20 protein-coding genes are annotated in these 21,900 nt (G+C 38.8%); 4 read left to right on the top strand and 16 right to left on the bottom strand.

Annotation, left to right across the window (positions count from 1 at the left end):
• Positions 1-319: 319 nt before the first annotated feature.
• Positions 320-835 (top strand): Crp/Fnr family transcriptional regulator, encoded by a 516-nt coding sequence (locus ACK4HU_RS21525; protein ID WP_409810121.1) that lies wholly within the window; start codon positions 320-322, stop codon positions 833-835.
• Positions 836-919: 84 nt separating this feature from the next.
• Positions 920-1,801 carry an alpha/beta hydrolase gene (locus tag ACK4HU_RS21520; RefSeq protein ID WP_409810118.1) on the top strand — a complete coding sequence of 294 codons (882 nt, stop codon included), beginning with the start codon at positions 920-922 and terminating at the stop codon, positions 1,799-1,801.
• A gap of 111 nt (positions 1,802-1,912) precedes the next feature.
• Here the strand turns inward: ACK4HU_RS21520 and ACK4HU_RS21515 are convergent, their stop codons facing one another.
• Positions 1,913-2,800: an SDR family oxidoreductase gene (locus tag ACK4HU_RS21515; protein ID WP_409810115.1), complete on the bottom strand. Its 888-nt coding sequence runs from the start codon at positions 2,798-2,800 to the stop codon at positions 1,913-1,915.
• A gap of 128 nt (positions 2,801-2,928) precedes the next feature.
• Between ACK4HU_RS21515 and ACK4HU_RS21510 the strand changes: the two genes are divergently transcribed.
• Complete coding sequence (locus ACK4HU_RS21510; protein WP_409810112.1) at positions 2,929-3,243, top strand: winged helix-turn-helix transcriptional regulator; 315 nt, start codon at positions 2,929-2,931, stop codon at positions 3,241-3,243.
• A gap of 22 nt (positions 3,244-3,265) precedes the next feature.
• Here the strand turns inward: ACK4HU_RS21510 and ACK4HU_RS21505 are convergent, their stop codons facing one another.
• From ACK4HU_RS21505 to ACK4HU_RS21450, 12 genes are all read right to left on the bottom strand, one after another.
• The gene (locus ACK4HU_RS21505; RefSeq protein ID WP_409810109.1) at positions 3,266-4,513 is read right to left on the bottom strand and encodes a S41 family peptidase; all 1,248 of its coding nucleotides are present in this window, start codon (positions 4,511-4,513) and stop codon (positions 3,266-3,268) included.
• Positions 4,514-4,599: 86 nt separating this feature from the next.
• Positions 4,600-5,886, bottom strand: a complete 1,287-nt coding sequence (locus ACK4HU_RS21500) for an aspartyl protease family protein (RefSeq protein ID WP_409810106.1) — start codon at positions 5,884-5,886, stop codon at positions 4,600-4,602.
• 103 nt (positions 5,887-5,989) lie between these two features.
• Positions 5,990-7,048 (bottom strand): hypothetical protein, encoded by a 1,059-nt coding sequence (locus ACK4HU_RS21495; RefSeq protein ID WP_409810103.1) that lies wholly within the window; start codon positions 7,046-7,048, stop codon positions 5,990-5,992.
• Positions 7,049-7,051: 3 nt separating this feature from the next.
• Positions 7,052-7,660, bottom strand: a complete 609-nt coding sequence (locus tag ACK4HU_RS21490) for a hypothetical protein (RefSeq protein ID WP_409810100.1) — start codon at positions 7,658-7,660, stop codon at positions 7,052-7,054.
• A 33-nt stretch (positions 7,661-7,693) separates the two neighbouring features.
• Positions 7,694-8,287 carry a hypothetical protein gene (locus ACK4HU_RS21485; protein WP_409810097.1) on the bottom strand — a complete coding sequence of 198 codons (594 nt, stop codon included), beginning with the start codon at positions 8,285-8,287 and terminating at the stop codon, positions 7,694-7,696.
• Entirely contained in the window at positions 8,284-9,417 is a 1,134-nt protein-coding gene (locus ACK4HU_RS21480; RefSeq protein WP_409810094.1) for a serine hydrolase domain-containing protein, read from the bottom strand. Before ACK4HU_RS21480 ends, ACK4HU_RS21485 begins: the two co-directional genes overlap by 4 nt.
• Positions 9,418-9,479: 62 nt before the next feature.
• Positions 9,480-10,478 carry a S41 family peptidase gene (locus ACK4HU_RS21475; protein ID WP_409810092.1) on the bottom strand — a complete coding sequence of 333 codons (999 nt, stop codon included), beginning with the start codon at positions 10,476-10,478 and terminating at the stop codon, positions 9,480-9,482.
• Between the two features lie 98 nt (positions 10,479-10,576).
• Positions 10,577-11,470 (bottom strand): hypothetical protein, encoded by an 894-nt coding sequence (locus ACK4HU_RS21470; protein WP_409810089.1) that lies wholly within the window; start codon positions 11,468-11,470, stop codon positions 10,577-10,579.
• A gap of 226 nt (positions 11,471-11,696) precedes the next feature.
• Entirely contained in the window at positions 11,697-12,590 is an 894-nt protein-coding gene (locus ACK4HU_RS21465) for a transglutaminase domain-containing protein (RefSeq protein WP_409810086.1), read from the bottom strand.
• A gap of 25 nt (positions 12,591-12,615) precedes the next feature.
• On the bottom strand, positions 12,616-13,761 hold the full coding sequence (locus ACK4HU_RS21460) for a serine hydrolase domain-containing protein (protein ID WP_409810083.1): 1,146 nt from the start codon (positions 13,759-13,761) through the stop codon (positions 12,616-12,618).
• A 4-nt stretch (positions 13,762-13,765) separates the two neighbouring features.
• A complete protein-coding gene (locus tag ACK4HU_RS21455) occupies positions 13,766-14,257 on the bottom strand; it encodes a hypothetical protein (RefSeq protein WP_409810080.1) in 492 nt (163 codons plus the stop codon).
• Between the two features lie 280 nt (positions 14,258-14,537).
• On the bottom strand, positions 14,538-15,668 hold the full coding sequence (locus ACK4HU_RS21450; protein WP_409810077.1) for a helix-turn-helix domain-containing protein: 1,131 nt from the start codon (positions 15,666-15,668) through the stop codon (positions 14,538-14,540).
• A gap of 1,198 nt (positions 15,669-16,866) precedes the next feature.
• Between ACK4HU_RS21450 and ACK4HU_RS21445 the strand changes: the two genes are divergently transcribed.
• Positions 16,867-18,279 (top strand): DUF1593 domain-containing protein, encoded by a 1,413-nt coding sequence (locus tag ACK4HU_RS21445; RefSeq protein ID WP_409810075.1) that lies wholly within the window; start codon positions 16,867-16,869, stop codon positions 18,277-18,279.
• Between the two features lie 365 nt (positions 18,280-18,644).
• Here ACK4HU_RS21445 and ACK4HU_RS21440 read toward each other — a convergent pair whose 3' ends face one another.
• From ACK4HU_RS21440 to ACK4HU_RS21430, 3 genes are all read right to left on the bottom strand, one after another.
• Positions 18,645-19,010 (bottom strand): DUF2200 domain-containing protein, encoded by a 366-nt coding sequence (locus ACK4HU_RS21440; protein ID WP_409810072.1) that lies wholly within the window; start codon positions 19,008-19,010, stop codon positions 18,645-18,647.
• Between the two features lie 88 nt (positions 19,011-19,098).
• Complete coding sequence (locus ACK4HU_RS21435) at positions 19,099-19,932, bottom strand: universal stress protein (protein ID WP_409810069.1); 834 nt, start codon at positions 19,930-19,932, stop codon at positions 19,099-19,101.
• Positions 19,933-20,171: 239 nt separating this feature from the next.
• The gene (locus ACK4HU_RS21430) at positions 20,172-21,518 is read right to left on the bottom strand and encodes a DUF2254 domain-containing protein (protein ID WP_409810066.1); all 1,347 of its coding nucleotides are present in this window, start codon (positions 21,516-21,518) and stop codon (positions 20,172-20,174) included.
• Between the last annotated feature and the right edge of the window lie 382 nt (positions 21,519-21,900).

Below are 21,900 nucleotides of genomic sequence, written 5' to 3'. Positions count from 1 at the left end.
TATGCGGGAAAACCGCACGTACGGATTGAAGAGGGGGTACGTCAGGGATTCTCTTCCCTGACGACTCTACTCTACTGTATCCGTGGCTATGAAATATTAAGTTTGCCACGAATACACTAATTAACACGAATGATCCATTAGTGGTTTTCGACAAACTGATGTGGCGGTATTATAAAATATGGAGAGAAATTGAAGGGAAGCTGAATCAACATATTTTGATCTAACTGCATGCAATTATCTTTAGGAATACATAAATCAACATCTCCAATTTAGTGATCTACAAATCAGGAATTACCAAGCCTGCATTATTAATGAAAAAATGAACCTTGACCTTATAAATTTAAAAAGCCTTGGAAAACGGGTTTCCTACCCTAAAAACTTTCAATTGGTCCGAATGGAGGAGCAATGCGAGGTTTTCTGGATCCTTGAAAAAGGAATCGCAAGGTATATATATCAGGAAGGAGAACGTGAACTCACTGGCTGGTTTGATATGGAAGGGGATATCGTGGGTTCGGTGTATAGCTTGCTGGGATTTGGAGGTGCAAGAGAGAAAATACAGTTGGTTGAAGACTCTGATCTGATCGAAATTCAACTTTCAGATCTTCTACAAGATGATGTGTTTTATCAGTCTTTTAAAATGAATGTGCTAAGCCATTATTTTATTGAAATGGAAAGTCGCCTTAAGTTCTTTCAGGCACTCGATGGAAAAGGTCGGTATTTGCATATTTTGGAAAACAAGCCTCAGTTGCTTCAGCGGGTTCCCTTGAACCTGATTGCCAGCTTCTTGGGCTTGACCCCGGAGTCGCTCAGCCGCATTCGGAATTCGATTTCTTAACTAATATCAAGTTCTTTCTTACCAAATGATAAGGTATAGATTCAGTAATTCGATGGAATTTTGTCCCAAACAAATATCCGTCTTATGTACTCACCAAATAGAATCTTACCGTTAATTTTACTTTGCTTCATCCTATTTACATCACCATTGTCACTTTTTGCCCAGGAAAAAGGAAAAACCATCGTCCTTATTCATGGTCTTTTTCAAAACAGCTTTAGCTGGCAAAATTGGAAGAATTACTTTGAGGACAAAGGCTACACCGTTTATGCACCTTCTTTTCCTTACCACGATGGGAACCCTCAGATTTTGCAGAAGGAAATTGATCAGGAATTGGTGAACCTTGACTTTGCACAGGCCTTAAATTATATGGTTGCTTTTGTAGACAGCCTTGCTGAGAAACCCATTATTATCGGACATTCCATTGGAGGTTTAATCACGCAGAAGCTAGTTGAAATGGAAAAAGCAAGTATGGGCATCACCCTGGCCAGTGCCAACCCAAGAGGAGTTTCTGTACTGAATTGGAAATATATTCGTTCCAATTTTCGGATGGTCAATCCTTTACGCTCCCGCAAGAAAGTTTGCCAACCACCTCTGCGTTGGTTTAAATACACCTTTTTCAATACGCTATCTGACTCGGCAGCAAGGGCGGAGCATCAAAACTATTTTATACCTGAAAGCAGGATCATTGCCAAAACAAGTACCCAGAAAGGCATGGAAATCAATTTTCAAAAAGCCCATATGCCTATGCTTTTTATTGCAGGGGAAAAGGATAATGACCTGCCTCCTCAATTGATCCAGAAAAATTTCGAAGCCTATCAACATAAAGGATCGATCAGGCAATACCATACTTTTCCTGGAAGATCTCATTACATCGCCAGTGAACCTGGCTGGGAGGAGGTGGCTGGTTTTGTGGAAGAGTGGATTTCAAATCACAAAAGGGAAATAAAATTTAGTAATTCAAATTAAGGAGGAAGTTACTAAAATGGTTAAGTTAAATTTTAAAATAAATCCTTCTATAATACAGGAATCACAGCTGAAATACAGCTGTGATTCCTCCTTAAATAGGTTTTTTTAAAGTTAACTCCATCTTACACCACTAGCCCACTCCTCAAAAAGTTGCAAGTTAGCAGGCAGATGAATCAAGGTTTTTTCTCTTAAATCTGTAGCCTCTAAATGGTTTGGGTGCTCCTGCGCAAAACGATAAATATTGGATATTTCTTTGGCCGTTTCTTGACCAAAACTCGGGCTTAACTGCGCTTCAAAGTCATCAGGGCTTAGGGGAATGTAGCTGATTTTCTTTTTTGCCAACTTGGAAATGACTGCTGCCATTTCTTCCCCATTGATCAATTGCAGGCCTCCTACAAAAAACTTTTCACCGGCCAGCTCAGGTTTTTGGAGGGCCACTCTTACAAATTTTGCCAAGTCTTGATGGCTGAGCCATTCCACCTTGTTTTCTGCCGCAATCGGATAGGGCAAAATCCCTTTCTCCCTTACCACAGGCAATAAAAATGGTGCTGACAGATTATCCATATAAATGGTGGGGCGCAAAGAAATGTATGGAAGTTGCTTTTCATCAAAGAAACGTTCCAATTTCAATTTAATATCAAAAGCAGCCATCCCAACCTCTTGGTGAAACACCGGCAGGTTCGTGTTGAAAACAAAATGCGAGACAGAGGAGCTTTCCCAAGCTTTGACGATATGTTCAGCATAAGCCAAAAGCTTTTGTTCATCGAAGATCAATGGAAAAGAAAGATATACCTTCTCAACCCCTTCAAAAGCCTTCTTGAGGCTGTCTAAGTCCTCAAAAGACCCGGTAACACATTCTATTCCTTGCGCTTTTAAAGGATTGGCATCTTCACCTTCCGGAACAAGTGCCCTTACCTTATGACCGGTCTTCAACAGTTCTTTTGCCACTGCTCCACCCTGAAAGCCTGTAGCACCCGTTACTAAAATCATATTTTTCATTTTTTTATTTATTTGATTTGACAAGACAAACCTATACCTTTACTTACTAAACTTCAAGTACCTACTTATTGGTAGGGTGTCTACTAAATGGTTAGAAATATAGATTATCAGGTAAATAAAATTTTAAAATGAAGGAAAATAATTTTGACGAAAAGACCTGTCCTGTAAAAAAGGCCTTAGAAGTGATCGGCGGAAAATGGAAATTAAGAATTATCGACAAGCTAAGCCAAGGCACCATACGCTACGGGGAACTTAAAAAAAGTATTCCTGACATCAGTGAAAAAATGCTGATTCAGGAGTTAAAAAGTCTTGTAGCACTGGAAATGATCAAAAAGAAAGCTTACCCTGAAATTCCCCCACGCGTAGAGTACAGCCTTAGCCCCAAAGGAGGGGAGATTATTCCTATCTTGGACTTGATGAAGCAGTTTGGAACCAAGCTTTAATAAAGTCATCCCAAATTATTACCTATTCAAATTCCTTTAATAAAAGTTCCAACGCATCTTCATCTGTAAAAATATCAGGTGGAATACCCATAGTGGCATTTTCTTCAGTTATTCCAACATATTCATAATACACAGTACTTGTGCCACAAGTCAGTTTTGAATGGGGCAATAGGAAGTTAGTCACATCAATAAAACCAGAATAGGGTTGCCCAATCGCTTGGCCTACGATTTTGCCAATGCTGTTGTACTTGGCAGCAGCAATGATAGTAGCAGCAGAGGAATAAGTATATGGACTTGTCAAAAAATACAGTTCACCGGAAAACCTGTTTTTTTGAGATTTTGGGCGAATGGGTTGGGTCATTTTTTGGTTTACTTTCGCTCCCTGCATATCGTATTGATACTTCTGTTGCAGCGTATAAGGGTTTTCAGAGAGGTAGGAGAGTAGCATTTCTCCAAAGAGGAAATTCCCACCGCCATTGTCCCTCAAATCGATGATCAGCTTATCGATTTTTTTGTCTGATAACTCTTTAAAGGTACTTTTGAGAAAACTATTGAACTCACTTTTCTTTATTCCAGCCATGTCAGAGAAAGTAATAAGCCCTACTTTATCATCCATGATTTGAAAGTGATATTTTGGTATTGCATTGAAATTGCTAAGGCTAAGCCATTCGTCTCGTTTAATTAACTTAGGTGAGAGCTTGACAATCTGCTTATCAATTAAAACTTCCATTTCTAGAACATCACCCAATAACCTGTACAAATAAAATGGAAAACTGCGTTCGATTCTTGACAAACGATGTTCAACCGTTTCACCCCCAGCCAGTTCTAATGCATTTTTTAGTATCAATGAAAAATCAATCGAGTTGATGCTGATGATTTCAGCACCTTTCAAGTCTGCATCCGATCGCATTGATTTTGAAATGAAGGCCTTCTTTTCTTTGATCTTTAATTCAAAAGGAAGAAACAGGGCATCTTCAAGGACTTCACTGTTTTGGATATAGGTATGACCATCCTGAAACTTATTGGCATATTTGGCCATCATCTGAGTAAATTCATCCATTGGCAGAATCTCAGGCAATACAGAAATCAATGAATCGCTATAAGCTTCGAAGTTGGAAAAATGCTTGTCCGGTTGTGGATGTTTGGATTGGATGGTTTTGTTAAAAAACCGTATATCTTCTGAAGCCTGGGTTTTAGTAATAGTACCCTGAGCGAAACTGCTTCCGCTGGAGGTTATACCAATGCAAAGTATTGTAATTAAAAATCTCATCTTCTTTCTAATTTAGCATTAGGGAAATCACATATATTTTTTTGAACTTTCAATCAGTTTTTCGACTAGCAGTTGGCTCATCTTTTCTACTCAAAGTCCACATACATGTGTTTAAAGTTGATAATCAATGTATTGAACTGTGTCAGCACGTCCTGCCCCAAATTGCCGTCAAAATATTTGTTGAATTCATATTCCTCAAGTGTAACAGGAATTTTGGCCAGCTTTGTACTCTTGGTTCCAATATTTATTGGAAAGTTTTTTAGCATATATTCTTCAACAGTTGCCTGACCACCCGCACCACCCCTTTCATTTGTTTCCAATTCGCCTATTTTCTCGATTTTGTCTTTATGGTCGTTGTAATACTTGAAGGAAAGTTCAGAGTTTTTTGCACCGGTGTCCAAAGTAAAAAGCAAAGTGTCATTTTCTGATACGGCTTGAACGACCGGATTAAGTCCTTCAAAAAACATATTTTTTAATTTGCTTTCTTTTTGGGTAGTTGGAATGGAAATGCTCCCATCTTTATGCAAATGAACTTCTGCAAGTTGATGGATAACTGGAAACCCTATAATTCCGTGAATCTGATAGTTAATTTCAGGAAATGTGAGTTGCTCATCCGGCATCACTAAAAACACTACATTTTCAAAAAGAATGTCACCAACATACAAACTGTCGGCCACTGCCAATTTTGATTGAACATTTATCTGCGTGGAAGAACCCACATCTACATGTTGCTCAATCATGGTAAGGTTCATTTTCTTAGCTTGACTTTCTACAATGGTGGATAGATTCGCCCCGGTATCAAAAATAAAATTTTCCGAAACGCCATTTGATTTAACTGGTGTCATTAAATGGTTGAAATCGTTTCTGAAAGAGGCTATCTTTACAAAATCATGTTTGTGCATAATTTGCCGGTTTATATCTGAAACCGCTCCAAACAGATTTTTAACATTGTTGTAATTGATTATATCCGTACTGTCCAAGACGTTTGAGTAGTCTTCAAGTATAGTTGTATAAATGTCTGCTGCTTCCTTATACTCATAATGATACAAGTGATTGGCAGCTTTCAAGTCCAATAGTCTTGTGATGGTGGTGTAGGTCAGTTCATTTTGGTACTTTGCCAACAAAGCATTGATATGTACATTCGATTCCATTCTTTCACCAAATGCTTTTGCCACAAATGCCTTGTAATACAAAAGCCGCCTTTCTGTAAGTTTGCCTTCATTGTTTTCTAAAAGCTCACTTAGTTTGAAGTAGCTCTTTTGCTCTAATAATTGATTAAGCTGATTGTCTATGTTTGGGTCATTTGGCTGGTTGGCGCAACTAGCTAAAACTATTGTGAAACTTAGGATGAATAATTGTTTTAATTGGATCATTTTCAGTCGCTTTATTTTGTAAATCAACTTTTGATGTCTTTGCATCTATTGCTGGCTATTACTATTTTAGTTTCTTTATTTGTTGCCATTACATCGTTACCTGTCATAATGAGTTTAAATAATTTTTGACATCAGTGATAAACTTGGCTCGCTCCGAAATGGAGGGGTTATGCCCTGAATTTTCGTACATCAACAAGGTGGTAACTTGTGAAGATAAGTTGGCAAATTCTTCTGTTGATTTTACAGAAATAGACCTATCAAATTTACCTTGAATAAATATCCCGTTTTTGGATATATTATCAATCATATTGTCTTTGTTAAACTTGTACACTTTATCACTTAATAGTAAATCAGAATTAAACGGTTGACCGATCAAATTGTACATTAGCCTTTGGCGGTGAATGGTTTCGCGAAGAAATACGCTTCTATTTCTGAAATTTATTGGAATGGGTTCCGGATCAAACGGTGATAAAAGCTCATCTGCATATTTTTCATATTTTTCCCAAATTTCTAGGCGCTTAAATGATGGGTCATAAGGATTTTGATTCATCCATTCCAATTCTTGAATCCATCTTGTTTCACCCTGACTGACCCGTATATTGGCTTGTTCAATCATGGATTCTCTCAACCCTGCATAGTCTCGAAATCCATTGGTGTTCAATCCAGACTCAATGATCCATCCAGCATATTTATTTTGATTAGATGGTTCTGTTATAAAATCACAAACGATTAAACCTCCCCAACTTTGTCCCCAAAACACGATTTTTTTATTTGGAAGAAGAAAAGACAAAAAATCTACCACAGTTTCTAAAGATTGGCGATAATGTGATACTTCAAAATCGGCAATTTTAGGGAAATTATCATTTATGGAGAACCCTGCGAAGGGTTGATCCCAGTAGGCCATAAGAAATTCATTTTCGAAAGCGTCAGCCCAGTCAGATTGTTGAAATTCTTGAATGGATGAGGCACCAGGCCCACCATGAACTTTAATTATAATGATAGCTGAATTAGGATTGCCTGCTACTACAATAGGCATTGCGCTTTGCTCAAACTTGACCCAATGCAATTCTTCAATATGATTGGGTGAGAGGGAATAGTCTTCTCTAGCACAGGACATAAGTACTGCAAAAGTTATGGTAGTGAGAATTCTAAAAGCCTTCATATTTTAAAATATTAGGTTTAAAGATATAGGGAAATAAAAGTTAAATAGTGGAGTTCTTTTTGCGCCTCCAAAATCACTTCCAGTAGTCTTTTCAGTGCTAAAATAGGCAACCGCTTCAGGTGCAATACGGACTTTTAAAAATTGATGTTTAATTGGAATGGAATACCCCATCGCAAAGCCTTGTAGGTGTATGGAAATAAACTGGTTTCGGTCTGAAATATTGACCTTTTCAAAATTTCCATTTTGGTTTTCAAAAGCAAACGACTGGAAACTTGTATGTGAATATCCAAGTCCCAAATTCAGCGGCTCAAAACTGATGTTCGTTTTTTGGTTATAAAATCTAAAGCCGACCAAGCTATTTAAAGCAACATGATTGTGCTGCTTATCCATTTCAAGTAATCCTAAGCTGCTACGAATGAATAGCCTTCGGTTATTGAATAGTTTCTTGTTCAATTCTTTTTGATTGAACCCAAGTTCGTAACCAGCTCTTAGAGAGACACCTTTTTTGGTTGGCAGATATTCAAGAAAAGCTCCATTAGAAGTCTGCCCTTGCGCATTGATTGAAAATAAAGCCAATAAAACGGTCAAAAATGCAGTCGCTATGTGTTTCATTGTCTAACTGTTTTTATCTTTTCTTTATTCACTTCATTTACTTTTCCCAAACTTAGGCACATAGGTTATACCCGTTTCTATCGCAATAGAAGCTTCAAAAAGGAAGTGCCTATTGGGATAATTGTAATTGATAGATCCTCTCAAAAAATAAAGGAGAGGCAAATTTGTTTTCCGCCTAAAATCATAGCCAAGACCTACCGCAAGATTGGGCATGGCAGATATTTGGGATGCTTTTCCTTTACTAACTATTTCTCCTTGCTCATTGACATCATAATCATCAAAACGATAAAACCGATGCAAGTAACCCAACCCTAAATGACTTTCAAGGGTGATCCCAAAATTGGAAGTGTAACGCAAGCCAATCCTTGGATTCAGGGATAATGCAGTAAAATTTTGTTTAAGAAAATAATTGGTAAAAATAACAGAGCCAATCACTTGATAATTTTTTGTAGTTGCCAAGTAATTTTCCAAGCCAATAAAATAACCGGGATTACGAATCATATCTCCAAAATAGCCCACAGAAAAGCCAAAACGCTCGTCAGGTGGCGTTCCGTTTGTGGTTGCTTCTTGTGCAATTGCATTTGTATAAAATGCCGTTGCGATGATAAAATAAATTATATTTTTCATTGTTCAGTTCCGTATTTATAAAGTGCGTATAAAATCAAATCGAGATTGGCATTACTGGTATTCGAAAAAACAACAACCCCAACTCCTGTTTCTAAGCTGTAAAACATGGAAGTAGAAGTGCCCTGTTCGCCACCTCCATGGCCAAACAAAATGGTACCTTTTACATCATAAAAATAAAAGCCAAGTCCCAGATCAAATCTTAGGCCCCCTCGGGTAATGGGGAAAGGCCGAAATTTAATTTCATCTATCGTGTTGGCTGTAACTACTTGGTTTCCGTTAAAAGTCCCATTATTGATCAACATTCGAACAAACTTTGACATATCCGAAGGGGTAGATCTAATTCCGCCATTTGGGTAGTCAGGAAACGTATAGTGTGGAGCTGATGGCGTAATAGTAGGACTATAAGGTGTTGCCAATTCATTGAGCGGTGTATTATTCAATCGCCATTCGGTTGATTGCATTCCCAGAGGAATAAAGATGTTTTCCTTGCAGTATTCATCAAATGGTTGATTCGCAACTTTTTCAACCACATAGCCCAATAAGGCATAACCCATATTCGAATAGTTGCCTTTTTCGCCTGGGGGATCATTATAGAAAGTTCTAGTGGAATAAAACTTTCCATTGGAGTCAAAAAAGTCCTTCAGAAATACATCTAAGGGTACAGCACAATCCTGGTTCCAGCAATAGAAATCAAAAGTTCCATAATGAGCATCAGAAATGCTGCTTGAGTGGTTGAGCAACATCCTTGTTGTGATTGGTTTATTGGGAAAATTTGGATTCCTGACCGCAAAAGTTAGGTAAGTGTTGATATCAGTATCTAAATCTAAAGCGTTTTCTTCTGCTAGTTTCATGGCTGCAATGGCCGTAACCGACTTGGAAATGCTGGCAATCAAAAATCTGGTATCAATAGTTGCCAAAAGATTGTCTGTTGCTTTTCCGATAGCATCGGCCCATACTAACTCATCCCCTTTTACCACTGCAAAAGAGACTGAATTTAAGCTTTGGATGTTTTTTTCAGCTTCAATAATCTTTAATACACTGTCCTGAGTGGATACATCGACCACAATTTCCTGCTTTTCACAAGCAGAAATAAACACGATGAGCGCCAAACTTATTAAATACTTATTCATCAAAGCATTTTTTAAAGGATAATGGATTAATTGTTTCCTTGAATTCATCATTAAAAACCTTCTCAACGAAGCTCCTCAATAGCCCTTTCAATGATTTCATCCTTCGTCAAGTCTGTAAAATCTAAGGATGCTATAATATCCGGTGGCACACCTGATTCTGCATAATTATTTTCATTCAGATCTAAAAGTTGACTGATGCTGAATCGGTAAATCCAGCCGTTGGGTAATTGCCCGCCATTGGGTAGGCCGCCCCCTCCTCCAGTAGTATCACCTATTAATTTGATATTCGAGAAGGCTTTAGTGGCTGATGCAAACATGGTGGTAGCACTGTAAGACCCACGGTCTATCAGCACCATCACGGGTTTTTTGTAGGTAACTCCCTTATGTGCCCCAATAAAAAAATTTGCTTTTGGTCCGAAGGAATTCCTTTCGGGTCCATTTCGAGTAATAAAATAGCCAACCAAGGTTCGCTCACTTGCAAATCTTTCCAAAATCAAGGCAATATTATCAACATTTCCTCCGCCATTTTCCCTTAAGTCAAGTATCAAGCCATCAGTATCAGCATAACGCTCTAAAATATGATCCAAGGATGCAGCATCTACCCGAGAAGTAAAGCTTTCATACCAGATATACCCGATGCGACCATTGTCGATAAAATCATGAGAAAAGGCTCCTGTTATACGAGAATTTGGAACATAAAATTCCTTTACAAGTCTGCGGCTGTAATTAGGCGGATTTCTCAAGGCCACATCATAGCGCGAAATATTAAAAGGAGAAAACAAGTTACTATGGTCATCCCTCAACTCGTTAAGCATACTGCCCAAAACATCAAAGAGCGCCTCCTCGCTCATTCCTTCAAAAATTTGTGCTCTATAATCTACTCTAATTTGATCCCAGTCAATTTGTTTGAGCTCAAAATAGCTATACTTTTTATCTACTTCATTCCATAGATAATCAAATACTTCAAAAGGATCTGAACTTGCTCGATCCGGTTCAAACAACATTTTCTCACAGGAAAAAAGTAAGATCGATAGACTGGCTATTAAGAATATTCGTTTCATCTGTATATAATTTGTTTTTTAGCGGTCAGATGGAATGCCCGGTTTGCTATATTCATCTTCTGTTGAGTGTTTTGAGTTAAACATGGGCATTTCATAATTTATTTTTTACTTGAGTTAACAATCAATGTGTAGCGAATGCTATGACTGGCCATTTGGAAGTTTTCGAATTTACCTGGCGCATGAGCAGCATCCCATACATAGCTGAATTTCATACCATTGCCGCTGGGTCTAATCACTGAATATTCTAAGCGAGAGCCCAATCTCCAGCCATTAAGAGACCAACTGTGACTAGCAAAAAAATATTCAGTAAGTTTTGAATCACTGCCATTTATTTCGGAATCTAAGACGTAAGAATACCCTGGTCTCCAATTGAAATTAAGTAGGCCGGCATTTAATTGAAATGAAAGTTTTCTTTTAGCAGGGTTTAGCGTTCGTTTTAAAAACCAAAAACCAAATTCTTTGGATTGGGTTCTAGAAATATCCTTTTCTACTTTGCCGGCTAGCATTAAATTGGCCAATGCCTCAAATCCACCTGTGGCATTTTGTAAACTGGTGTTAATTCTGGTATTAAAATCAGATATAAAAGTACCGCCTACCTTGAAGGTATAATCTCGAAAACTCCAATTATCAATTTTCCTTAAATAAGAATTGTAAATCTGACTATTTATAAAAACGGCACTATGGCCTGTTTGAAAATACTCACTGTTTGGTGCCTTAGATTGTGTAAATGCCAGATTGAGATTAGCCTCAAAACCATTTTCCCATTTTGCTCCTTCCCAATACCATCCTAAACCCAGGTGCAATCCCGGACCTTGATAATACAAAGGTGAGGTAGCAAAATCACGAAAACCACTTTGAACGAAACCCACTGATGGAGTGAATTGCCGGGTGATTCCAGCTTTAGATTTTTCCTCTTCCACCTCAATTGGTTCATTTACCTGTGCCTTAAGCACAGAGGTGGAAATCAGTATTAAAAATATTGTTTTGTACATAATTATTTCAGTTTTTCTTCAATTGAATGATTTATCTAGATAAAAGTATCTGCCCCTCACTGTAGCTCCTCAATAGCCCTTTCCAAAATTTCGTCTCTTTCAATATTATTCCAGTCAAATGAAACTGGAATACGAGGTGGTACACCGTTTTCTGCATAGTTGCTTCCACTCAAATCCAATAGTTGATTAAATCCATATTGGCAAGTGATGAATTGGTGGAATACATCTAAATAGGTTTTTTATAAAAGTCTTTTAATGAGTTCGTGTATTCAAAATAATCCAACTCATGTCTTTTTTGAAATTTATTTGGGGGTTTAGTGCCTAGAGGCACAAGCATCAAATATCCATTTTCATTGATTTTCAATAAGCTGTCGTAAGGCAACTCTCGCTGGTCAAATTTGTAATCGAAATAATACAGATAATGCGGGATGAAATTCATATACTTTTTTCTAGTCTTGTCATCTACTTCTCCTTTGCTATCCACTAATTGGAAGTTCTCTTTTTGGATAATAGCTCTTTGAAATTCAACGGCATTGAGGGGTGTTCCATTCATCGTGGGTACTACATTGAATTGTGCATCTAGCATCAACCATTTACTGAATTGTTCCGACCAAACTTCTGTCAAAACGTGCCCGGCACCCAGTAGTGTAACTTCTACATCTTTGGTTTTTAAACCCAATGTTCTAGCTTTGAAGCCATTGACTGCCAATACACTACGGAGTACAATGCCATACTCCACGCATCGAAACTTCTTTCCTTTTTCTGCTTCTTCCAAAATGGTTAAAGTATTGGATTCGGAAGGCTCGTTAGAACCGCTGTGCTTCCAACGGCTATTTGTCCAACTGAGTAATGCGAGTATCTGTTCAAACTCTGTATTGCCTGTTTTTGCAATGCTATCTAAGCCATAATTAGTTTTAAGTGTGAGTAGTTCTGGCGAATTTTCTTTGGTTTGATAGATGAATTGATATTGCTCGTTATGGCTGTTTGTATCAAACTTAAGTGTCTCTATATTTTTTGAAGGCATCAAATTAAGTGCACTACAAGCTCCCAGAAGAATGCCAAGCATCAAACAGAGCCAATAATGTATTTTTAAATTTCTGATATTCGATGAGTTTTTCATGTGTAAAGAAGTTTTATGAAAAGTATTAATCTGTGATAATTTGCAACAACTCTCTTACAAAAAGCTCACGACTTTCTGTGATCCCGTCTGTATTGAATAGTAACACTAGTGCCGAGTTTTTATCTTTATTGATAAACAGTTCTGAATTATAGCCTCCGGTGCCTCCGCTATGGTAAAGAAATGTCTCTCCGGGTAGTCCCTTGTTTTCATAGAAGAACCAACCAAGGCCATTGCGTACAACGAAAAATTCATAATCTGTGGGCTTATTAAAGGTCAACACCTGAGTTCTTTCTATGTAATCCTGCAAAGGATGCCCATCAGGGTTAAGACATAATTCTGCAAACCGCAGTAAATCGGCTGAAGTCCCTTTCAAAACACCTGCACCGTTGATTGCATTGAGCGTTTTCCAATAATCACTTTCTTTACCATTACTGCCATAGCCCTTTGTCCAGCGATTGGGATCGGTTTTTTCAAAATAGGGGGAGGTATCGAATAGCATCATGGGTTCAAGAATTTCATGCTCTAAAACTTCCCGATAATCTTTGCCATATTTTCTCTCCAAGATTACCCCAAGCGTGCCAAAGGCAGTGTTGGAATACAGAAACTCTGTAAAGGGTAAAAAAGCTAACCTTGCATTTTTAAGGGCAGAAAATAGCTTGTTGTTGTCGTACTCTCGCCAGCCTCTCGCAGTATTGGTATAAAAGCTCAATCCTATATTATTAGGCATATACGGTAGCCCGCTTGTATGGGTCAGTAAGTGTTTGAAAGTGAGTTCTACGCCATCTCTATTTAAGGTGGGCAGATCGGCAGGTAGATAAGCTTTGATGGGCGTATCTATGGTTTTGCCTTCGTCTTCCAACATTTTTACAATGGCAATGGCTGTATATACTTTATTAATGGAGCCAATTTCAAAGTAGGTGTTTTGATTGGGCACAATTCCACTTCCCTTAGCGGTTTCGCCATATCCGTAAAAAGAGACTTGTCCTTCTTTAAAAATCCCGATAGATACACCCACCGTATTCAAACCCGATTTGTGGGCTTTAAATGCTTTATCGACAGCAATATCTTTGGTAGATAATTGCGGATTATTTGAAAGCTCATTGGGTGCGAGTAACTCTTTATCGCAAGCTGCCAATAGTAAGAGCATTAAAAAGAAATATGTTTTTTTCATTATATTAGAAGTTTGATTTTATACCTATTGAAAATATGGGGACATAACCTTGAAGCCATTTTTTTTCATAACTTTCATTCAGCCGAAGCATTCGCAATTCAAGGAATGCACCCATTTTAAATAAATCCCTTTGTACAAAATCACCTTGTAAAGAAAGGTGCATACCTGGACTAAAATTATGCAGTAGATTGCCCCTGTTTTCCCAATTTCCTTCTGAATTGTATTCAAATACATCATATTTTAAGGCAGTAAGAACATAATTGGCTTGTATGCCTGTAGCTATACTAAACCGCTTTAAAAAGTGAACTGCATACTCTCCACCCAGTCCAAAAACCAGCCGATTGTCTGTTTGTGGTGTACTGATTAAACCAAAAGAACCAAGTACAGAAATACTTTGTACCTTCTGCTGGAGTAAGGTTCTATTGTATCGGATATTCAAACCCGGACTCAACAATAAGGGGTGGTTCAGTACCGTATTGTCAAAACTTATGCTCACTTGATGTTTTAGTCGATGACTGTTTTCCTGACAAATACTCAATTTTGGCAGTAAGAGCAGCAGGAGTAGAAAAAAAATGAAGCCTTTAACTTTCATATTGTAATCTGATTAATTAAATGATGAGTGGATTCGGTTGAATTACATGGACAAAAGTAGAGGCATCATAGGATTTGAATGTTCGGTTAGATAGAGACGAACAAGTTTTGAGAAAATAATTTCTGTTTTTCTGCATTACTAGGCAAAACCGATAGACATAAAAAAATCTCAGAAGCGAAAGGGGTTATTGGGATAGGGAGTTTGCTTTACGAAATTCGGATGGAGTATGGCCTGTAAATTTTTTGAAGGCAGTATTGAAAGCAGTTTTAGAGTTGAAGCCTGCTTCAAGCGCAATACCGACCATACTGAGGTGGTTGAATTTTTTGTCAAGTAATAACCTTTTACTTTCTTCCACTCTAAAGCGGTTGACATAATCATAAAAATTATCGTTAAGCCCTTTATTGAGCAAGTAGGATAACTGATGAGTACCTGTCTGGAACGATTCGGCCAGTTTGGGCAAGCTCAATTCGTTGTCTAAGTAGGGTTTTTCTTTAATCATCAATTCATTAAGACGCTCTTTTTCAGTTTCTTGTGCTAAGGATAAAATCAATGTAGTTGGTTCAGGCTCAGCCTGTTTTATTTCTATTAATTGAATTACTTCAAGTGTTTCTTTTTCGGTGAAAGGGTAAATTTCTTTTTGGTTTAAAGCATAATAGGCTAAGTAATAAATAGCAAAAAGGTATAGAACAGAATTAAAATTAGTTAGCGTGGGTAATAATACTTGCATAACCCATAGCAGTACCATAAAAATGAGTCCATATATAAGCCTTTGTAGCCAAGTCAAATCAATATCTTCCGTATTGGAAGCAAATAATTGAATATTTTTTTGGTGTGTACGGATGGTTTTAAGACACAGTATTACGTAGCTAATAAGCTGAGCAAATAAAAGAAATGTAACAGTTACTGAAATATAATCGCCCCAAAACTGAGGCGAAATAATGATAAGGTTGTTGGGTAGAATTGCAGATACACCGATTAAAATTAGGCTATATAAAATGATTGGTAGTAAGTGCAAAAGTGCTTTTAATTTGAGTTTTTGCTTGGGGAGAGTAAAAGAATAGACACTCAAATAAAAAGTAGGAGCTATCAGAAATAAAGGGATACTTAATATGTCTTCCACCACATCATTTTCATTAATCAGTCCAATAATTTGTAAGGACTCTTCAAGAAAAATGATGGATAACCAAAACAAAAATAGGAAGAGCCAATTATTGGCCTTTTGATTTTCTTGTTTTGGTTTACTTAATAACAGAAATACAGTTAGAACTAGTCCGCCAGTTGATAATAGATGTGTTAAAATATAGACAGGATTCATTTGAGCATATATTTGAAGTAGTAGCCTTTTGACTAGCGGCACCCAAAACCTTTAAAGGTCAGCTGTTTTAAGTCCCAAATCGTTTTCGGTGAGACTGAATTTATCGATTTGCTTTTTGATCTGCTTACCTAATTCCAACTTTTTTTTTGATCCAAGAATAAGTATCCTTCCGGATTGATTTAGGGAATTCTTTTTCCCAGCATGTTCCAAATGATCGCTGCCAGTTTTCTTGCAGTGCGCTTATGGGGGAGACTCTTCCTTTTTGGAAACTTATCCGCTGAAAGAGGTCTCTCAAAAGCGTGGATTCTTTCAGGTTCCCAATTGTATTGGTTGCGTTTCGAAGAGCAATTTTGAGGCAGTTGCTTCCTTTGGGCAGTTTGCTGGATAGGAATTTCCACCGCTGACTTTGTTGTTTGGTGCCAACCGGAGCTAGGAAGCAAAGTGCTTGGCGGTTTTGAACTTTTTGATTTCTTCAGGCCAGACTTCAATGGAGGTTACTTCTTGTTCCATAAAAAAAGAGCGTTAAATCGACTCTCAGGGTATGTGCTTATGGCAGGAAAATATTCTGAATGGGGCTGCCGATGGATCGGCACCGCCACTGAGGTCATTGCAAGCATCCCAACCAGATTGATGCTCGCGCCTTCCGATAAATCTGGAGCGAAAGTTCTAAAATCGACCTTGCAGAAAGTGATTGAATTTAGCAAAAAAGGGTTGAGGTACCTTTACCACGTTAGCATACATATCCAACATTTTTAGAGTAGGGGGAATGTTGCCTGGCAGTAAGCAAATTGCGGATGACACCATTTTGAAGTTCAGTTCCTTGGGATTTGGCCGCAATTTGTAAGTTCTGCGGCGTTCAGTTGGTTTTTTGTCATTTTTATATTCGGTCATGTTTTACCAGCCTTTGGCAACTGAACCTCGTTCCGCCGGCAACACCTTTTCTTTTATATTCTTTTTGAAAAGTCAAATTCTAAATTCACATCTACCCTTAAAACTCTTTCAACATACCTCCTACCTTCCACTCCCGTAACCCTTAGGTCTCATTTTGGGGAATTTATTTCTGCCTTTCGTAAAATTCATTCAGCAGATGACCTTTTCAAAAGTGGTTTCTCTTTCATTTTGGCTCGATTAATCCATTTGGATAGGCAGGATTTCCTTCAGAAAACCTATCTTAAATGCTACAATGACCCAATGCCCTATGAAAACCTTTCCAATCTTTCTCTTTTTGATAGCCACTTCTCTGGCCTTTGCCCAAACTCCACTGACTTTTGAAGAACCCGTCAAGCAGCGGGTTTTTGTGTTGACAGACATCACCAATGAGCCGGACGATCAGCAGTCTATGGTTCGATTTCTGGTTTATGCCAATGAATATGACATCGAAGGAATCGTCGCGACGACTTCCACACATTTGAGAAATCAAGTGAGGAAGGATAAGATCGAGGAGCTGATTCAGAATTATGGAAAGGTAAAAGGCAACTTGGATAAGCACACCAAAGGTTTTCCAAGTGCAGAACAGCTTCTGAGTGTGACTTCCGAGCATTTGCCACTTTTCAGCATGGATGGAGTAGGGGAGGATAAAGATTCTCCGGGTTCGGAGCTGCTTATTCAAGCCGTAGACAAAGCGGATGACCGACCGCTTTGGGTTTCTGTTTGGGGTGGCGCAAATTGCCTTGCTCAAGCGCTTTGGAAAGTGAAAAATACCCGATCGGAAGAAGAAGTGAAGGAATTTGTAGATAAACTCAGAGTTTATACCATCTCAGATCAGGACTTTGCAGGACCTTGGATTCGACACAATTTTCCCGGAATATTTTATATCGTGGACGCAAGTGCTGGGGATAACTGGAGAGAATACTACAAAGCCACTTGGACTGGAATCGGTGGAGATCGCTGGTATAAAAATGGCCCGATGTATCACTTTGAGTTGGTGGACAATCCTTGGCTGATGGCTAACATCCGGGATAATCATGGCCCTCTCGGCGCTAATTATATTCCGCTCGAATACATCATGGAAGGCGATACGCCATCATTTATCGGTTTGATTCAAAATGGCTTGGCTTGGTACAAAACTCCTGCTTGGGGAGGCTGGGCAGGCAGATACGAGCTTTGGAAATCCTATGGTGAAGTGGATAAAATCTGGACTTCGTCAATTGATTCTCAGGATGAAGTGACCTTGCCTGATGGAAGGAAAGAAGCTTCCAACCAAGCGACGATTTGGAGGTTCAGAGATGCTTTCCAATATGACTTCGCAGCAAGAATGGACTGGAATGTGGCTGATGCTTTTGAAAAAGCGAATCATAATCCAATTGCCGTGCTGAACGGAAACGAAGGGAAAGCTTGGGCAAGTGCAAAAGTCAAAGAAGGAGAAGAGGTAGTTCTTTCAGCAAAAGGAAGTAAAGATCCGGATGGAGATCAGATTCAGTTGAAGTGGTGGGTGTATCGAGAAGCTGGGAATTTTACCGGGGACTTGGAGCTTTTCAACCCTTATGGAGAAGAAATCAAATTCGCTATGCCAAAGTTGGGAAATGGTCAATCACTTCATGTGATTTTGGAAGTTCGGGATTCTGGGAAGCCTGCTTTGACGAGTTATAGAAGGGTAGTGTTGACGAATTAGGATTGAGGAGTTTGAGCTTTTTTCATTTGAATTTTTGTAATTGTAGCTGTCTTATTATGGGCTCCAGTGTCTGGTTTTGATTAAAAGTTAGCGTATTCTTTTTCTTCGTTCTTTTGGCTTGACCCAAAAGAACCAAAAAGTCAAGATTTGCCAAAGCTCCAACCCTGCCTGCCGGCAGGCAGGCGCACGAGGCCGAACGCTGGCTCGCTGGCAAATCCTCCCACCGCGCCTATCCCATCAATGTTTTGTATAGCAAAATAAAATTCAAACCTAGATTCACATTTTGTTGGCATTTGGCTTACTAATCCCCGTCGTTTCCATTTTGTATGCCTGTCTATCTCAGGCAGGCCTAATTTCAATCACCTTCAAGCTTTCCGTAGGATCTTTTCCATTTTACGTCCTTTAGCCAATTCATCGACCAATTTGTCCAGATACCTGACTTTTTGCGTCAGCTGGTTTTCAATCTCCTCGATCCGATAGCCACAGATCATTCCGGTGATGAGATTCGCATTTGGGTTGAGTTGTGCTTTCTGAAAAAACTCTTCAAAAGTTACTTTCTCAAGGATAAGCTTTTCCAACTCAATTTCATCAAAACCAGTCAGCCATTCAATCACTTGATGCAATTCTTCTTTAGTCCTGCCCTTTTTCTCGACTTTGGCAAGATAGTGTGGGCAAACCGAAGCGAACGTCATTTTCGCCATTCGATCGTCATGTTCCGGAGTGGCTTTCATAGTGATTCTGTTTGGGTTGATTTTAAAACCTAAATCACGATAAATTTCGAATTATTTACCCAAACCCCGGCAATCAAGCTTCTTTCAATTAGGCGATAGAAATCGATAAAACAGGGAAATCATGCTCTTGAACCAAGTTTTCCGTCAAACTTGGACTGAATAATTTGACTAGTCCGGGTTTATCGGATTTTGCGAGCACGAGGAGATCGGGTGTATAATTTTCCGAATAAAAAAGAATGCCGCGTTCCATATTATGGGCGTTGATCAGAACCCGATTTACCTTCACTGAATGATCTGTAAATTTTGCAAACTTTCGATCGGTTTCTTCATTCTCAAAAAAATTGTAAGGAGTATTGATGAAAATTAAGTCTATCTCTGCTCCCATTAAATTTGCAAAATCTTTTACCCTAGCGTACACAGGCTCCTGATCAGCTTCAAGTGTGGTCAGAAAGGCGATTTTTTTAATTTCCGATTTTTCGGAGGGTTTTTGGACAACCAAAATTGGTGTCTTTACATTTCGGAGGACCTTCAATGCATTGGATCCAAGTAAGAAACCTCGTGATATGCCCATTCCTCTTGATCCCATGATGGCTAAATCTGCTTTTGAGTTTTGGACATGAGAGAATACGTTTTCAGGTCCAAAACTGTAAATAAGAGAAGCAACTGCCTTGACACCGGAGATTTCTAAGGCCCGCACCATTTCCGACAGCTTCGCTTTGGCACTTGCAATTTCCTTCTTGGTCTCGGGATAAAATTGTTCTCTTTCCTGCGGGAGTTTGACCCAGTTTACGGGGGTCTCCAGAATGTGCATAATCTCTATCTGCCCATTAATCTTAGAAGCGATCAACTTGGCATAGGAAGCGGCATTTCCTGCCACCTCTGAAAAATCGGTAAGGAGTAAAATCTTCGATCCTGTGTTCATAGTCTAGGCCATTTGGTTAACCTAAGGTAAGAAAATGAATTCTCCCAAAACTTGCTGAAAATTGGGCTTTCGGATGATAAATATCAGTAAATCAAGGTGGATGGAGTTTCGTTGAACTCCTTAAAATCAAGCATGACCCCGTTGGTGTCATACAGAGGAATGCCCCGATGGCTATCGGGGCTGTCATGCGAAGATTCCATATGGCCTTTAAAAATCAAATTATAATCATATGAATCCAACTACTTACGTTCCGATTTTTCATTTTGAAGTAGTTGATCCTTAGTTAAAATCTTCTCCGCTCTGGTCCTCAGATCTTCCAGATCATCCTTTTCTTGGATAGTTTGCAATCCTTTTCTGAAAACCATCTCTGCGTGTCGAATTACAGCTTTTTTATTTTTATCTCCCTTTACAAAGCCTTTGATTGAGATCAAGGCTTCCATCATTCGGATAATGACTGCCGGGCTGCCTCCTGAAAACTGGCGAATCTGATTGAAGGAGGTGTCTAATGCGCCTTCAAAGTCCAGGATATTTGCAATGATTCTGAGTTTTTCCTCGGAATCGTAACGGTATTTGGAAGGAAATTTCGCCTGTGCCAAATAGACTAATGTCCCAGTCAAATTATCAATACAGGCAATGGCCGTGAAGGGGTCATTGACTCCGGGAGAAAGTGCACGAGCGGCTATTTCGACCATTTGATGAATGGAAAATTCAAGGTCCTGCTGCGAAGTTTTAATTTCGCCGATTACAAATTGGCTGACGATTTTTTCAATTTTTTTATCGTCCAATATTTCATTTGAATAAATCAATCCCATTTCTATCCCCTTAACCAAAAAATCACCCGGTCTGTAGTTCAATTCAAATAACACATCAAATTCAGAGATTACCTCCATTAAAATGTCTCCGTCCAGGTATTGTAAATAACCACTCTTAGGGGAATTGATCTTGGTTTGATGACGGTATTCAGAAATTGTCTTTTCGGAATCAACGCTGGTGTTTGCCTCTTTTTCATCCCCTAACTGTTCAGGAAATAGTGTTTCGACCTGTTTGGAAATAAAATTTGAAATGTCTGAGATCACTTTATCTGCCTGAATGCTGATTGCGATTTGGTGAATAAAAACGATCAGCAAGATGATATTGATAATTGCTGAAAAAATGGCCAAGAGAATCGAAATGGAAGGAATGAAGGTGTAATCTTCACTTCCTTTGATTGCGATCAGGACAATCAAACAATAGAGATAGGTAGAAATATATGAGCCAAGTACGACCTGATTGAGCCGAACGTACATGAATTTTTTGATGAGCCTAGGCCCGAATTGCGAGGAGGCAAGAGTCAATGCGACTAGGGTTACGGAGAAAACTGTTCCAGCCACACCTATCATTGCCCCCGAAATGGTAGAAAGGATCGTTCGGGCAGAATCAGGGCTATTAACGATAAAAAACTTCAGCCAACCTTCCTGGGAAATGCTAATTGAGTTATCCAGATAAACCGAACCAATAGCCAAAAGCACTGAAGAAATCAGGATAGCGACCGGTAAAAACCAGAAAGTCGCCAATAGTTCTCTCCATAAAAAGAGTAGTTTTTTCATCTGTTTATAATTGTTTTTTATCGGTCAGATGGAATCTTCGCCACTGCCTTCCGATCGGCAGGTACATCATAATCATCCCTCTGTGTGTCGCTTTGGGTCAATGCTGTCTGCCTCAGGCAGGCTCGATTTCATCTTGAAAAGATAGAACTTATCTTAGTTCATTTATAAATTTTTAGTCAAAAACTCAAAAAGTTATCCTGATTTTAGCGTTAATGAATTTTCTAAAAAATTAAACATGTTTATCTGCCCTCTTACCAGTATCTCCTTTTAAGAAAAATGACCTCGACTTCGCTCGGCCACCGAATCTTGAATAATTACAAGGAGGGGAGGGTAATGAGGCGGCCGCCCCCCGTTGCACCCCCACCCGCCAAAACAAAACAAC

The organism is Algoriphagus sp. (assembly GCF_046296635.1).
Lineage (GTDB): Bacteria > Bacteroidota > Bacteroidia > Cytophagales > Cyclobacteriaceae > Algoriphagus.
Note: the sequence above shows the minus strand (reverse complement) of the source record. Positions and strands in the feature narration are given on the sequence as shown.